15 protein-coding genes are annotated in these 15,236 nt (G+C 38.3%); 9 read left to right on the top strand and 6 right to left on the bottom strand.

All coding sequences use genetic code 11. The features are described from left to right. Positions 1-11 precede the first annotated feature (11 nt). From ruvB to pdxH, 3 genes are all read right to left on the bottom strand, one after another. Positions 12-1,034 (bottom strand): Holliday junction branch migration DNA helicase RuvB, encoded by a 1,023-nt coding sequence (gene ruvB, locus ABIB40_RS09995; RefSeq protein WP_354358561.1) that lies wholly within the window; start codon positions 1,032-1,034, stop codon positions 12-14. A 631-nt stretch (positions 1,035-1,665) separates the two neighbouring features. Further along, positions 1,666-2,580, bottom strand: coding sequence for a 3-hydroxyacyl-CoA dehydrogenase family protein (locus tag ABIB40_RS09990; RefSeq protein ID WP_354358559.1), 915 nt, complete (start codon positions 2,578-2,580; stop codon positions 1,666-1,668). Positions 2,581-2,593: 13 nt separating this feature from the next. Next, positions 2,594-3,244 carry a pyridoxamine 5'-phosphate oxidase gene (gene pdxH, locus ABIB40_RS09985; RefSeq protein ID WP_354358557.1) on the bottom strand — a complete coding sequence of 217 codons (651 nt, stop codon included), beginning with the start codon at positions 3,242-3,244 and terminating at the stop codon, positions 2,594-2,596. Positions 3,245-3,288: 44 nt separating this feature from the next. On the opposite strand from pdxH, the gene ABIB40_RS09980 reads away from it, so the two are divergent. Beyond that, positions 3,289-3,852 carry a YqgE/AlgH family protein gene (locus ABIB40_RS09980; RefSeq protein WP_354358555.1) on the top strand — a complete coding sequence of 188 codons (564 nt, stop codon included), beginning with the start codon at positions 3,289-3,291 and terminating at the stop codon, positions 3,850-3,852. Between the two features lie 140 nt (positions 3,853-3,992). On the opposite strand, the gene ABIB40_RS09975 is transcribed toward ABIB40_RS09980, so the two are convergent. The 3 genes from ABIB40_RS09975 to ABIB40_RS09965 all read right to left on the bottom strand — a co-directional run bounded on the left by ABIB40_RS09975 (position 3,993) and on the right by ABIB40_RS09965 (position 8,491). Beyond that, positions 3,993-5,723 carry an arylsulfatase gene (locus ABIB40_RS09975; RefSeq protein WP_354358553.1) on the bottom strand — a complete coding sequence of 577 codons (1,731 nt, stop codon included), beginning with the start codon at positions 5,721-5,723 and terminating at the stop codon, positions 3,993-3,995. Between the two features lie 386 nt (positions 5,724-6,109). Then, positions 6,110-6,625 carry a 5-(carboxyamino)imidazole ribonucleotide mutase gene (gene purE, locus ABIB40_RS09970; RefSeq protein WP_354358551.1) on the bottom strand — a complete coding sequence of 172 codons (516 nt, stop codon included), beginning with the start codon at positions 6,623-6,625 and terminating at the stop codon, positions 6,110-6,112. A gap of 726 nt (positions 6,626-7,351) precedes the next feature. Continuing rightward, entirely contained in the window at positions 7,352-8,491 is a 1,140-nt protein-coding gene (locus ABIB40_RS09965) for a 5-(carboxyamino)imidazole ribonucleotide synthase (protein WP_354358549.1), read from the bottom strand. Positions 8,492-8,540: 49 nt separating this feature from the next. On the opposite strand from ABIB40_RS09965, the gene ABIB40_RS09960 reads away from it, so the two are divergent. From ABIB40_RS09960 to ABIB40_RS09925, 8 genes are all read left to right on the top strand, one after another. After that, a complete protein-coding gene (locus ABIB40_RS09960; protein WP_354358797.1) occupies positions 8,541-9,731 on the top strand; it encodes a BaiN/RdsA family NAD(P)/FAD-dependent oxidoreductase in 1,191 nt (396 codons plus the stop codon). A gap of 193 nt (positions 9,732-9,924) precedes the next feature. Beyond that, positions 9,925-10,761 carry a TdeIII family type II restriction endonuclease gene (locus ABIB40_RS09955; protein ID WP_354358547.1) on the top strand — a complete coding sequence of 279 codons (837 nt, stop codon included), beginning with the start codon at positions 9,925-9,927 and terminating at the stop codon, positions 10,759-10,761. Positions 10,762-10,766: 5 nt separating this feature from the next. Then, positions 10,767-12,392 (top strand): DNA cytosine methyltransferase, encoded by a 1,626-nt coding sequence (locus ABIB40_RS09950; protein ID WP_354358545.1) that lies wholly within the window; start codon positions 10,767-10,769, stop codon positions 12,390-12,392. 281 nt (positions 12,393-12,673) lie between these two features. After that, entirely contained in the window at positions 12,674-12,916 is a 243-nt protein-coding gene (locus tag ABIB40_RS09945) for a hypothetical protein (protein ID WP_354358543.1), read from the top strand. After that, positions 12,916-13,314, top strand: a complete 399-nt coding sequence (locus ABIB40_RS09940) for a type II toxin-antitoxin system VapC family toxin (RefSeq protein ID WP_354358541.1) — start codon at positions 12,916-12,918, stop codon at positions 13,312-13,314. The genes ABIB40_RS09945 and ABIB40_RS09940 overlap by 1 nt, the downstream gene beginning before the upstream one ends. 220 nt (positions 13,315-13,534) lie before the next feature. Further along, positions 13,535-14,257 (top strand): helix-turn-helix transcriptional regulator, encoded by a 723-nt coding sequence (locus ABIB40_RS09935; protein ID WP_354358539.1) that lies wholly within the window; start codon positions 13,535-13,537, stop codon positions 14,255-14,257. 51 nt (positions 14,258-14,308) lie between these two features. Continuing rightward, on the top strand, positions 14,309-14,767 hold the full coding sequence (locus ABIB40_RS09930) for a GyrI-like domain-containing protein (protein ID WP_354358537.1): 459 nt from the start codon (positions 14,309-14,311) through the stop codon (positions 14,765-14,767). A 197-nt stretch (positions 14,768-14,964) separates the two neighbouring features. Next, positions 14,965-15,186, top strand: a complete 222-nt coding sequence (locus ABIB40_RS09925) for a hypothetical protein (RefSeq protein ID WP_354358535.1) — start codon at positions 14,965-14,967, stop codon at positions 15,184-15,186. The last annotated feature ends 50 nt before the right edge of the window (positions 15,187-15,236 follow it).

Below are 15,236 nucleotides of genomic sequence, written 5' to 3'. Positions count from 1 at the left end.
GAAATATCATCCTAAAACAGCTTTCCAGTTTGGTTTGGATAGTTTTTCTTTAAATGTTTATACGCCGCCTCGGTTACTTCTCTTCCTCTAGAAGTGCGCATAATGTAACCTTCTTGAATTAAAAATGGCTCATAAACTTCTTCAATTGTGCCCTCATCTTCTCCAACGGCAGTAGCAATCGTCTTCAACCCCACCGGCCCGCCTTTAAACTTATCTATAATGGTAACGAGTATTCTATTGTCCATTTCATCTAAGCCGTGTTCATCTACATTAAGCGCGTTTAGGGCATATTTAGCAATTTCTGTATCTATTTTACCATTGCCTTTAATTTGGGCAAAATCTCTGGTTCTACGCAACAATGCATTTGCAATTCTGGGGGTTCCCCTGCTCCTGCGGGCAATTTCATAAGCACCTTCATCGCTAATCTCTGTTTTTAAAATGGTAGAAGACCGTAATACAATGGTGGTTAATAACTTAGAATCGTAATAGGCCAATCGGCAATTGATACCAAAACGGGCACGAAGCGGTGCAGTTAAAAGCCCCGATCGCGTGGTGGCACCCACCAAGGTAAACGGATTTAAAGAAATCTGTACAGAACGGGCATTTGGCCCAGTCTCTAACATAATGTCGATTTTAAAATCCTCCATGGCAGAATACAAATATTCTTCTACCAACGGCGATAAGCGGTGGATTTCATCAATAAATAAAATGTCGCCCGTATCTAAACCCGTAAGCAATCCGGCCAGATCGCCTGGCTTATCCAACACTGGCCCAGAGGTAACTTTTATGCCCGTAGCCATTTCATTGGCTATAATATGCGATAAGGTTGTTTTTCCCAAACCTGGGGGGCCGTGCAACAATACATGGTCTAAAGATTCGCCACGAAGTTTCGCCGCTTGAACGAAAATCTTCAGGTTTTCCATTACCTTCTCTTGGCCCGTAAAATCTTCAAACTCTTGCGGCCGCAGTACCCGTTCGATTTCTCTATCGGTTTGGTTTAGGTTTTCTGAGGATGGATCTAGGTTGTCGTTCATTGGTTTTATTTCTATAGTTGAAATTAGGCAGTCACCGCAAAAATTTCTGTTTTTATATTTTTTACATCGATTATTGTTAGGTTTTTATGGAAGCAATCTCAGTCTGGCAATTCATTAAAATTGCTTCGTACCTACCATTGACGTGATTACATAAGTTATTTACTATCAGTTAATTAAATCACACCTCATTTTTATTACTTCTTCCTTCAGTCTTATAAAAAATGGCTACCAACTGTTCCCTACGTTCTCCTAGCCGGAGGGGCGTCTCTCTTTTTCTTGATAAAAAGAGACAAAAATCAAGGCTGGCACCTCTTTGGGCAAAAACTCGCCAAGCTGTTTTACATCGATGCTTCGAGGCCTCCCCTCGCCCATAACCTCGCGCGGCTGCGAACCCTCTTCGTAGCTGCAAAGTGTCCGGTTTCTGCAAGCAGCTTCCAGCGTTTTTTCCTCCAAACTGCTGCTAGGCCGGTATTAGCGAGATGGCTTTAGCGCGTTAAAAAACGTCATTTTTATGAAATATATTAAACCTCACATTGACAATTTTCGTTAGAAAAGTTGAATTCTTTCTTACATATCGACTTTAGATCTGCTGATGTTTGTGGAACTTTAAAAATCCAAGATTAAACTAGGTTTACATTGTTTCAGGATACTTAAACTTTTCTGCCACAACAAGTGCTTTACTGCCCGTTGTATAACGGTAAAATCCTTCACCAGTCTTCGCGCCAAGCTTACCAGCAGCGACCATATTTACCAACAACGGGCAAGGTGCATATTTTTGATTTCCAAAACCATCATACAATACTTTTAAGATGGCCAAACAAACATCTAGCCCAATAAAATCTGCCAGCTGCAAAGGACCCATTGGATGTGCCATCCCCAATTTCATCACAGTATCTATTTCGGTAACGCCAGCAACGCCTTCGTAAAGCGTGTAAACGGCTTCATTAATCATGGGCATTAATATTCTGTTGGCCACAAAACCTGGATAATCATTTACCATAACTGGGTTTTTTTGTAATGTTGTCGCCAAATCCATAACCATTTTCGTGGTTTCTTTACTCGTAGCGTATCCTCTAATTACCTCAACCAATCTCATTACCGGCACTGGATTCATAAAGTGCATACCAATCACTTTTTCTCCTCTATTGGTAACAGAAGCTATTTTAGTGATGGAAATAGAGGAAGTATTCGATGCTAAAATTGCTGCTTTGGGTGCAAACTTATCTAACTCTTTAAAAATATTTAATTTTAGCCCTGTATTTTCTGTTGCAGCTTCAATTACAAAATCGGCATTTGCCACGCCTTTTTCCAAGTCATCAATACAAATAATATTGGCTAGCGTTTGTTCTTTTTGCTTTTCGCTGATAATTTCTTTTGCAACCTGCCTATCTAGGTTTTTATGTATGGTTGTTAAGGCTTTTGATAAAGCAGCCTGGTTGATGTCTATCAAATTTACTTGGTAGCCGAACTGCGCAAAGGTGTGTGCAATTCCATTCCCCATGGTGCCAGAACCTAAAACAGCTATATTTCTAATCAAGTGATCCATGTATACAAAAATTTTAAGGAGCCAACCTTGTCTTCACCCATTTGTTGGCGACAAGTTCATAGTTAATTCGATCATGCAGGCGGCTTCTTCTACCCTGCCAAAACTCTATGCGGGTTGGTTTTACAAGGAAACCGCCCCAATGTGCTGGTTTAACTATTTCTTTTCCCTCGTTTTGAGTCTCCAGCTCGTTAAATTTATCTTCAAGCATAACTCTACTTTCGATCACCTGACTTTGTGGAGAAGCAATGGCGCCAATTTGACTTTTACGAGGTCTAGATTTAAAATAAGCTTCAGATGTTTCCTTATCCAGCTTTGTTACCGTTCCTTCAATGCGCACCTGACGTTCTAGGTCGTGCCAAAAAAACACCAAGCTGGCATAAGGGTTTTTTTTCAATTCTTTTCCTTTTGCACTTAGGTAGTTGGTGTAAAATTGAAAGCCGTTCTCATCGATACCTTTAAGTAACACAATGCGAGCATCTGGTTTTCCTGTCTTGGTTACCGTAGCTAAAGTCATGGCATTTGGCTCGGTTACCTTACTTTCTATCGCATGCTCGAACCATTTTTTAAACTGAACAATAGGATTTTCATCTACATCTGCCTCATTTAAGGTAGCGTTAATGTAATTTTGGCGCATATTTTGTAGCGCTTCACTGGTAATTTGCATACCAACAAATTTACGCCAAATTAAACGGCTTACAAAGAAAATTTATGCTCAACACTATAAAACCCGCCCAAGGCAGATTATTGATTTCAGAGCCATTTATGTCGGATCCAAACTTTAAACGATCGGTAGTGCTGCTTACTGCGCACGATGAAGAAGGAACCATTGGTTTTATATTAAATCAACCAGAGCAAATAAAGCTTAAAGACGTATTGGACGATACATTCGAGGCGGAAAATAAGATTTATTTTGGCGGCCCGGTACAAACAGATAGTATTTTTTTTATCCATAGATGTTATGATAAAATGCTTAGTGGAGAGGCTATTGGCGATGATATTTATTGGGGCGGCAACTTCGAAACTTTGAAAATATTAATCAATAATAATGCTATTGCCGCGTCTGAAATTAAGTTTTTTATTGGTTACTCTGGTTGGGGAAAGGAACAACTTCAGCAAGAATTGGAGCAGAATGCTTGGATGGTGAGCGATATTCCAAATCCGGATACTATTTTTAGCAAAGATGAGGAAAAACTTTGGCGCGACGTGGTGGTGAATTTAGGCCCAAAATATGCGCACATTGGCAATTTTCCGACAGATCCGAGTTTGAATTGAGGTTAGGGGTTAGAGGTTATAGGTTAGGGGGTTAGGAGGTTAGAGGTTAGTCGCTTGTTCGCTTGTTCGTTTAGGCGGTTTGAGGTTTAGTTTGTAGAATGTTAGTAGTTCTCAAATCTAACGTCTCATACCTCAAGCCCTTACTCTTTTTCCCCTTTTCGCAACACTTTATTTTTCACAGCCCAATCTTTCCACATTTGGGTCAGCTCGGCTACCTTATCAGGATATTTAGCGGCCAGATCATGCGTTTCCGTTTGGTCTACAGCGATATGATACAGGTGCCATACAGATTTTTTATCGCGATCTCTGCTACCGGTCACCAGTTTCCATCCGTTATAGCGCACATACTTAGAGCCAGTATGTTCGTTAAACAGCACCTTATGGCCTTGCCTTGTTTTGCCCTTAAAGATTGGTAATAGGCTAATGCCTTGCATTGGTGTTATGGTATTCCCCTGATAATTAGTTGGATAAGATGTTTTCGCTAACTCAATAAAGGTCGCCATAAAATCCATTACATGCCCAATTTGTTGGGTCTTGCTACCGCCTTTAAGTTTAATTCCCTTCGGCCAAAAAGCAATCATCGGGGTATGGATACCGCCTTCGTAACTCTCTTGTTTCCAATAGCGGTATGGTGTATTTGCAACGTTTGCCCATCTTTGCCCGATAGAAGAATACGTGGTTTCGGGACCAGACAAAACTTTTTTATCCGTTCTAAAAGTAATAGCTCTACCATCTCGCGTTTCACTCGGCCTGTCGAATCCGGGCCCATAGGCTGCTGCATTTTCTGCACTCGCGCCATTATCGCTCAAGAAAACAATCAGTGTATTCTCTAATTGACCACTTTCTTTCAAAGCTTTAATAATTCGGCCAACGCCTTGATCCATCCGATCAACCATAGCTGCATGCACGGCCATGGCATGTGCATCCCAAGCACTATCTGGGTTGTCTTTCCAATCTAAACCATCTTTCCAGCGTTCAGAAAGCATGGCTTTTGTCGAATCGATCAATCCCATACTAACCATTCGTTTGTACCTTGCCTCGCGAACAGCCTCCCATCCCACCTTATATGTATCTTTATATTTTGCAATATCTTCGGGCAATGCCATCAACGGCCAATGTGGCGCGGTTTCTGCAACGTAGAGGAAAAACGGCTTGTTTTCTTTACTTAACTGTTTGATGTAAGTAACAGCGGTATCATTTATAGCGTCTGTGTGATAATAATTTTTTGGAACGCTTTCTATCGGCATGGTGCCGCTCACCAAGCTAAATGGATCGAAATAATCTACCACCCCCCAAATGTTGCCAAAGTATTTTTCAAAACCTCTATTTGTTGGGTATTGATCTATTGGCGAAAACAACGGATGGCTCGTTTGATGGTTTAACCATTTGAGTTGTTCTTTTGGATTTTGCTGTACAACTGTATTTGACACATGCCATTTGCCCGACATAGCGGTATGATAACCCGCTGCCTTTAAAACCTCTGCAATGGTTACTGCATTTTTTGTGATGTGCCCCCTGTAGCCAGGAAAATGTTCATCTGTAGTCATTTCGCCAATTCCCGCATTGTGATTGTAAAGTCCAGTAAGCAATGATGTACGGCTTGGACAACAACGCGATGTGTTGTAAAAATTGGTAAATCGTACACCTTTTGATGCGAGGTAATCTAAATTTGGAGTTTGTATTTCGCCACCGTAGCAACCAAGATCAGAAAAACCCAAATCGTCGGCCAAAATAACAACTATATTTGGGCGCTTTTGAACAACATTAATCTTTTTATGCTGATTTTTAAACGCAAAAACAGTAACGAAAATAACTCCAAAAACTAATGACGCAACCGCCATTTTTGTTTTTGACCCATTTTTTTTGCCCATGGTTTTAATTTTTATTGAATATTTCCTTTTCAAATATCCATAAATCGATTTAATGTAGCTAATATCTAAAAAAATTTGATAAAATGCTAAGAGAGCAAGGAATAGAGAGCAGGTTGTAATCAGAGGTCAGAGGTCAGAAATCAGACATTCACAAAACATTAAAGTGGATAAAAAACCTAATTAGCAGAGCGAAGACTTGAGATGCGAGAGTTAGGTATGAGATTTGAGACATGAGAACTACTAATCTTTTGACGAACTAAACCTAAAGCCACCTAACCGACTAAACGCCCGACAACTAACCTAAATAACCGCCTCACCGACTAAACTCTAACCGCCTAACCCCTACACGACTAGTCGCATAACTCTGAACCCGCAACTCAAAATCTCTACCCCAAACTCTCGGCACTTTTCTCCACAGCTTCTCGCATTTCGTTTTTGTACGCCTGCATTTTTTCTCGCAAAGAATCATCGGCGGTAGCCAAAATTTGAACGGCTAATAAACCTGCGTTTTTTGCTGCATTTAGCGCCACAGTTGCCACGGGAACTCCGTTTGGCATTTGTAAAATAGAGAGAATGCTGTCCCAGCCATCAATAGAGTTCGAAGATTTTACTGGAACGCCAATAACAGGCAATGTTGTAATGGAAGCAACCATGCCCGGCAAATGTGCAGCACCGCCTGCGCCAGCAATAATTACTTTTAAACCTCTGGATGCAGCTTCTTTAGCATAATCGAACATCCGCTGTGGCGTGCGATGTGCAGAAACTACCGTAAGTTCAAAATCCACTTCGAATTTTTTTAGCACATCTGCGGCATCTTGCATCACACCAAGATCAGATTTGCTACCCATAATAATGCCCACTACCCCAACCCCTGAAGGGGCTTTTTCCTTTATTTCGTTCATATTATTACTAATACTTTTATCATCATTTATTTTTTTCAACCTATTGTTAACACTCTTCTTTATCTTCCCCTTAGGGGCAATGCCATAAAGTTAAGCTAAATTACTGTCAGTCAGAGCCTGTCGAAGACCTTAAATAAATCTAAAAAACTAATAAAATGGCTGTCCTTCGACTACTTGTCCCGACCATTCTTGAAGCTACCATTGACGTTTTAACATAAGTTATTTACTATCAGTTAATTAAATTATGTCTCATTTTTATTACTCGTTCCTTCAGTCTTATAAAAAATGGCTACCAACTCTTCCCTACGTTCTCCTAGCCGGAGGGGCGTCTCTCTTTTTCTTGATAAAAAGAGACAAACCGAGCATTTCTGCGAGCTCATGAATGCAAATAAAACAATAAACACTGATGAATAAAATCAAGGCTGGCACCTCTTTGGGTAAAAATTCGCCAAGCTGTTTAGTATCGATGCTTCGAGGCCTTTCCCTAAGCTTATTCCCTCGCAAGGCTGCGAATCCTCTTCGTAGCTGCAAAGTGCCCGGCTTCCGCAAGCAGCTTCTGGCATTTTTCCCTCCAAACTGCTGCTAGGCCGGGAGTAGCGAGATGGCTATAGCGCGTTAAAAAACATCATTTATGTTGATTTATGTGAAATATATTAAACCTCTGAATGATGCCATTGCGTAGGTTTTTCCTTAACTTTATGACATTACCGTTAAGGCCTAGGGGACTTAAGCAATAACCTTCAGTGTTTTTTGGATAAACCTGGCTTTTTCTATGGCTTTCTCTCGGTCTATATCTACCACGGTAACATGCCCCATTTTACGAAAGTGTTTGGTGTATTTTTTTCCGTAAAGGTGCACATAAGCGCCATCTATCGATAATACTTTGTCTAAATTTTCGTATTTCGCCACGCCATCAAATCCTTTTTCGCCCAGTAAGTTAATCATAACCGCATTGGTTAAACTGCGGGTATCGCCCAAAGGCAAATTAAAAATAGCCCGAATTAATTGGTCATATTGCGAAACGTAATTGCCTTCTATGGTATGATGCCCGCTATTATGCGGACGCGGCGCCACTTCATTTACCAATATTTCACCTTCTTTGGTAACAAACATCTCTACAGCCAAAATACCGGTAATGTTCATAGCCCCAGCAATATTCTTGGCAATGTTCTCGGCACGTTGTTGAACCGTTTCTGCATAAGTAGATGGCGAGATTAAAAACTCAACCAAGTTTGCCTCGGAATTGAATTCCATTTCTACCATTGGAAAAGTGCTCACATCACCTTTAGAATTTCTAGCTACAATTACAGCTATTTCCTTCTCAAATTCGACATATTGTTCTATAATCGAAGGTGCTTCAAATGCATTTTCTACATCTTTGTCGCTGTTAATTACCATTACCCCTTTGCCATCGTACCCATCTTTTCTAAGTTTTAATACATAAGGATAAGAAAATGAACTTTGGCGAATATCGTCTAGCCCGGTAACCACTTGAAACGGAGCTGTAGGAATGTCATTCTCCTTAAAAAACTGCTTTTGCACGCCTTTATCTTGTATCAGCCTAATTACGCGCGATTGCGGAAAGACTTTTTTCCCTTCTTTTTCTAACTGTTCTAAAGCGTCAATGTTTACTTTTTCTATTTCTATGGTAATGATGTCTGCTTTTTTTCCAAAATTGTACACCGTATCGAAATCGGTAATTGAGCCGTTTTCAAACACCTTACAAAGGTCTTTGCACGGCGCATCTGGGTCGGGATCTAACACAAACGTGGTTAAATTGTAGTTGATAGCCTGTTGTATAAGCATTCTGCCAAGCTGGCCTCCGCCTAAAATCCCTAATTTTAAATCGCTTATCTGTTTTGCCATGACGTTGAAAAAGTATACTACTTTTGTACAAAAGTATAAATTTTTATTGATGGATACAGATGCAATTATAATTGGAGGCGGCGCTTGTGGACTGATGTGTGCCGTGCAGGCAGGTTATTTGGGCAAAAAAGTACTTGTTTTGGAGAAAAATGAAAAAGCCGGAGCAAAAATCCTTATCTCTGGCGGCGGCCGATGTAATTACACTAATTTGCACACTACAGAAGAGCAATTTATCTCCAACAATCCACATTTTATTAAATCGGCTTTAGCCCAATGGACTGTTGAAGATAGCGTTAACTTTTTCGAAATGAACGGCATCAACGGCGCTGAAAAAACCTTGGGACAACTTTTTCCGAAAGAAAAAAATGCCAAAGATGTGGTAGAGATTTTCTCGTCGTTATGTGCAGATTTCGACCAAAACATTGTCTGCAATGCAAACGTGGTAGATATATGCCTCAAACCCGAGGGTTTTGAGGTGGTGTTTGAAAGAAATGGAAAAACAAATAAGGTTAACGCCCCAAGCTTGGTTATTGCAACAGGCGGTTTACCCATCCCGAAAATGGGCGCCACCGATTTTGCCTTGCGGTTTGCGCGAGAACTTGGCTTAAGCATTATAGAAACTGCCCCAGCGCTTGTGCCGCTTACCATTACCGGAAAAGATGAAGAATGGTTTGCAAGCTTATCTGGAAACAGCATTTTTTGCGAGGTAAGCAACAATAAGATCTCTTTTGAAGAAAACATATTGTTTACCCATTGGGGATTGAGCGGGCCGGCAATTTTGCAGCTTTCTTCTTATTGGAGACGGGGCGAAGAGATTAATTTAAACCTATTGCCACATCAAAATATTGCCGGCTTGTTAGAAAAAGAACGCGGATTAAATGGAAAGATACAACTCTCTAATTTTTTAAATAGGTTTTATGCCAAACGCGTAACCGATGCATTCGCAAAATTCTTGCCATTAGAAAAACCGATTGCTTCTTTGAGCAAAGAAGAGTTGGCAATGATTGCTAAAACCATCCACCAGTTTAAGGTTAAGCCTGCCGGCGATAAAGGTTATCAAAAAGCCGAAGTGATGCGTGGCGGGATAGACACCAAAGAAATAAACTCCAAAACATTGATGTGCAAAAAAGTGCCCAACCTATTTTTTGGCGGCGAATGTGTAGATGTTACCGGCTGGTTGGGCGGCTACAATTTTCAATGGGCCTGGGCAAGCGGTTTTGTGATTGCGCAGGGTTTGTGAGGGTTTCCCAAAGGTTTTCACACTTGGGCAAGATAAAGTTCACCTAATTATGAATTGCGGTTATTTTTTAAACCAATATCTTCAATCTAGCGGCCGCTAAAAGCAAACCTGCCCGAATCGCGACTTTTGACCTCAAGGCGAAAATCATAAACATAAAATATGTAAATTCGCAGACAGATATTTCAATTAAATTTTGAGTAAGCGAAAACGAGTTGGCGAAGGAATAAAAAATGTAGTTTCAACTATGATGGAAAGGGTATTGAACAATGTGCTCATAAAAGATCCATTCATTAAAGAAAAACATCATTCTTTAAAACCTCTTTACGCTGCATTAGTACCTGACGAAATATTTAAAGGTTCTCATTTTGAAAGGCGATTTGTAACACCTTTCGGTGGTGTTTGGGAAAAGTTAGCACAAGTTGTAGCCACCGAAAATCATGGACATTGCGCAATGGGGCATAATGTTAGTGGAATTGTTGGAAGTGAAAGCTTGCGTAGAATTCAAGAAGTGCTTAACAATCTTGAACATAATCAAAAAGGTAAAGCGAAAATAAAACCAGACTGGGCTAAAGAACTTGAATACATTAAACAGGGCGGTGGCGAACCAATTCCTGTGAGTGTAACTTGCGACATCTTTATCTATAATGAAGAAACAAACACAAAATATGCTTTTGAGCTAAAAGGGCCATTGCCTAATAGCGACCAGACAAAAGTAAGCAAAGAGAAAATACTGAAACTACTTGCAATGGAACCAAAGCAAGTAGATTATGCTTTTTATGCACTCGTCTATAATCCTTACGGCAAAAAATCAGATTACAAATGGACTTTCCCAATGCGTTGGTTCAATATGCACGAAGACGCATCTGTATTAATTGGCAACGAATTTTGGGATTTAATTGGTGGCCAGGGAACTTACAAAACTTTCATAACTGAAGTAAACAAACTTGGCACAACATACAGAGAACGGATTTATCGTGAGTTTTTAGAAATTGAGCCGCCTCAAAGCTTTGACAAAAATCCACTAAAATAAAAACTATGGAAACGAATAAATTCACTTTCATAGACTTGTTTTCTGGTATTGGTGGTTTCAGAATGGCACTTGAAAACAATGGCGGAGAGTGTTTGCATTTTAGCGAAATAAGCAAAGATGCAATTGACACCTATTGCAAAAATTCAAACGAGCCAATTGAGAAAAATTTAGGAGACATTACTAAAATAAAAGAGTTGCCAAAACATAATTTTTTGACAGCAGGTGTTCCTTGCCAAAGTTGGTCAATTGCTGGACGCAATTTAGGTTTTGATGATGATCGTGGACAGTTGTGGAATGACACTATATTTTTGCTAAATCAATCACGGCCTGACGCATTTATTTTTGAAAATGTAAAAGGTTTAGTTGATCCAAGAAACAAGAAAGCGTTAGACTATATTTTAGAAAGAATATCCGAAGCAGGATATTTTGCAAATTATTATGTTTTAAATTCTTTTGATTATGGTGTACCACAAAACAGAATTAGGATTTACATTATTGGTTTTCGAGATAAAAAATTTGCTGATAAATTTAGATTGCCGAAACCAATCGACAAAAAAATTAAATTAGCAGACATTTTATCTGACTTCAATGAAAAAATCATTGAAAAAGAAAATGAACAACCAAGAGATTTATTTGGAGAAATCATTACACAAAGAAGTATGAGTTTATCAACCAGTAATGGATTAAACGATTATTTTTTATTTAATGATTTGCGAAACGGACACTCAACAATTCATTCTTGGGATATTTTAGATACAACAGAAAGACAAAAAAGAATTTGTTATTTGTTACTTAAAAACAGGCGAAAAAGTAACTATGGAAATTTGGACGGAAATCCTTTATCATTAAAACACTTTCAAGATATAGACAATTCAATTGATGAAGGTGAATTGGATGAATTGGTTGAAATGAAAATTTTGAAAAAAGTTAGTTATTCATTCAACATCAACCGAGCCAAAGCAATTTGTTTATCTGAAGATGAAAATATTATCATCAACAATTGTGAAAATGATTTATTAGTGGTTGATGTTTTAAAAATCAACAGGGAACTTAAATTGAAGAAGATTTCTCTTTCTAAAATATTACCATTATTGATTGAAAAGGAAATCCTTATTCCAACTGAAACAAGATATGATTTTAAGAATACTAAAATCAGCACAGGGCTTTACGGCGTAAACCGAATTTTCCTTCCAACTTCAAATATCTTTCCTACGCTTGTTGCAAGCGATACAAACGACTATGTAACGACAAGAGTTATTAATGCGAAAAACGAAGAAGAGCATAGAAATTCTTTTATTAACAAAGTATATAAAAAAGAAAACTACCGAAGAGTTACCAAAGAAGAAGCCTGTTTAATTCAAGGTTTTCCGAAAGATTATATTTTGCCAGAAAACCGAGCAAGATGGATGAAGTTAGTTGGTAACAGCGTTTCTGTTCCTGTGATAGAAATATTAGCGAAAGCAATCATTGAGACAGGTGTTTTTGATAATGTTTCGACATCTACAAAAAGCCCGAGCGTTGCCGACAAATTTATATACCGAACAATTGCTGAGCAACCAAAGGAAAAAAGCTCGCTTGTAACAACTAAGCCTTCGATGGATTCACAGAGTCAACAATTAAGACCTTGTTAGAACAAGGCCGCTTGTCGGAATTTTGCCCTTGCGCATCCCGAAGTTCTGATAATGTGGTATTCCTAATCTGATATATTAAAAATCAATTCCAAACAAAACGACCAGATTTACCTACGGGAAATATCGAAAGCCGTTTTGCTTATTGAAAGCAACTCCAATATTTTAGAAGCTTTTTTTATGCCTTGAAACATTTAGAGGAATTTTCGCCACATCGCAACTGCGGCTAATGCTGTTGGTAAAACATTACGGTAAAATAAGTAACTTGCATAAAAAAACAAAAAATGGGAAGTTTAGCTATATCAAATAAAATATTGGACAAATATTTCGGTTATTTGAAATACTTGGATAATAATGCCAAAAAGGATTTGATAGTAAAATTAACCAACTCTATAGAAACTGAACCAAAAAAGGCATTTGATATCAAATCGATTTTTGGAGTTTGGGAAGATGATAGAACATCTGACGGGATAATAAGCGAAATTAAGTCTTCGAGGGTTGAAAAGCAAAATACCGAAAACTTATAATGAAGTACTTACTGGATACAAATATCTGCATTCATCTTTTTCGTGGTAAATTTAATCTGATAGAAAAATTTAGGGAAATAAATTTAGATGATTGTGCAATTTCAGAAATCACTTTAGCTGAATTGATTTTTGGGGCAGAAAACAGTCCAAATCCTAAAAAGAATTATAAAATTATTGATGCTTTTTCTGAACAAGTAAAAATTCTGCCGATTTTCAGCTCAATCTTCATTTACGCAAAAGAAAAAGTTTGTTTAAGAAGAAAAGGGTTAATGATTAGTGATTTTGACCTTTTGATTGGTTCAACGGCAATTGCAAATAACTTGATAATGATTACAGAAAACGTTAGGGAATTTGAGCGGATTTCTAGTATCGAAATAGAAAACTGGGTAAAACGATGACGTTTTGCTCTTCGGAATGTTGCCCTTGCGGATCCCGAAGTTCTGATAATGTGGTATTCCTAATCTGAGATATTAAAAACTGTGCGAGAGTCGTAACTATCAATTAAGTTAGTGCTGTGGCTTATTAAAATAAGTAAAATTAAAAATCGGAAAACCCACCAAAGCGTTACGCATATTACTACCGAAAATCCTGCAAATAGCCATCAGACAAAAATAACAAATGAATGAGAACGATACAAAACGGCTTTCGAGACTGACTGCAATTCTGACCCAATTGCAAACAAAACGACTTTTAACAGCTTCGGAATTGGCCAACAAATTTTCTGTAAGCGTTCGGACTATTTACCGGGACATAAAAGCATTGGAGCAAGCAGGTGTTCCGATCCTTACAGAAGAAGGGAAAGGCTACACCCTAATGGAAGGTTACAGGATTCCTCCTGTAATGTTTACCGAAAGTGAAGCCAACGCACTTATAACAGCCGAACAACTGATACTAAAAAACAAAGATGCCTCATTCGTAAGGGAGTATTCAGAAGCCATCAGCAAAATAAAATCTGTACTTAAATATAACACCAAAAACAAAGCAAACTTGCTTTCCGACCGAATTGTATTTAGACAAAATGCAGACAATGACCGAACAAGCAATTATCTATCAACATTGCAATTAGCCTTAACAAATTTTAAGCTTGTCAAAATAAAATATCATTCACCCGATAATGACCAAACTACTGAAAGAACAATTGAACCTTTTGCCATTTACAGCACGCAAGACAACTGGTTACTTATTGCTTTTTGCCTACTACGGAAGGATTTTAGGGCATTTCGCCTTGATAGAATCCAAAACCTTATGACACTAAACGAGTCGTTTGAACCTCACAAAATGACTTTGCAGGAATATTTCGAAATTTGCAAAGAGAAATATTCGTCGCAACCCTTGACATAGGGTTGTCAAAACACCGTTTTAATTTTGTGACTTAACAAAAATCAATAACAAATGAAAAAAGTAAAAATCGAGTCCTTTCAAGTAATCGGTATTTCGATAAGAACCACAAATGAAGATAATCAGGCTGCAAAAGATATTCCTGCGTTATGGTCTAAATTCATGTCAGAGCAAGTGCTTAAAAAAATCCCTAACAAAGTAAGTGATGCTATTTATTGTATGTACACTGATTATGAAAAAGACCATACCATGCCCTATACCGTAATTTTAGGATGTAAAGTTTCTACGCTAGATACTCTTCCAGATGGGCTAATAAGCAAAAATATTCCCGAAGCATCTTATTCAAGCTTTATAGCAAAAGGAAATTTGCAACAAAATATCGTCTATAATAAATGGATAGAAATTTGGAACACCGAATTACCGAGACTATTCTCTACCGATTTTGAAATTTATGGCGAAAAGGCACAAAACTCAAATGATGCGGAAGTGGAGATTCTAATTGCAATAAACTAAACCAATACTATGTTTGCAATTAAAATCGTTAACAACAATTGCACGAAATGGCACAGGAACTTCAAAACTTTTATCTAGACAAAAACGAGCCAAACAAAAGTTGTTTGCTCGCCTTACGCGGCATTATTCTTAATCAGGATACAAACATTACTGAAACGCAGAAGTGGGGAATGCCTTGATTCTGCTATAAGAAAAAAATGTTTTGCTATTTATGGACTGATAAAAAGACGGACGAACCTTACATTCTTATGGTAGAAGGAAAAAATATTAACCATCCCGAATTGGAAGAAGGCGACCGTTCCAGAATGAAGATTTTTAGAGTTAACCCAAACAAAGATTTGCCCATAAAGAAAATTGAGCGCATTTTACAAAAAGCGTTGGACTTGTACAAAACAGGTATCGCACACCTAAAAAGCTGACTTACAGGAAAATACATAAATCTAAAAAATAAGGCTTTGTTGAGCTGGTC

It is taken from the genome of Pedobacter sp. UYP30 (assembly GCF_040547165.1).
In the GTDB taxonomy this organism is placed as follows: domain Bacteria; phylum Bacteroidota; class Bacteroidia; order Sphingobacteriales; family Sphingobacteriaceae; genus Pedobacter.
This window is presented reverse-complemented; position numbering and strand designations above follow the sequence as displayed.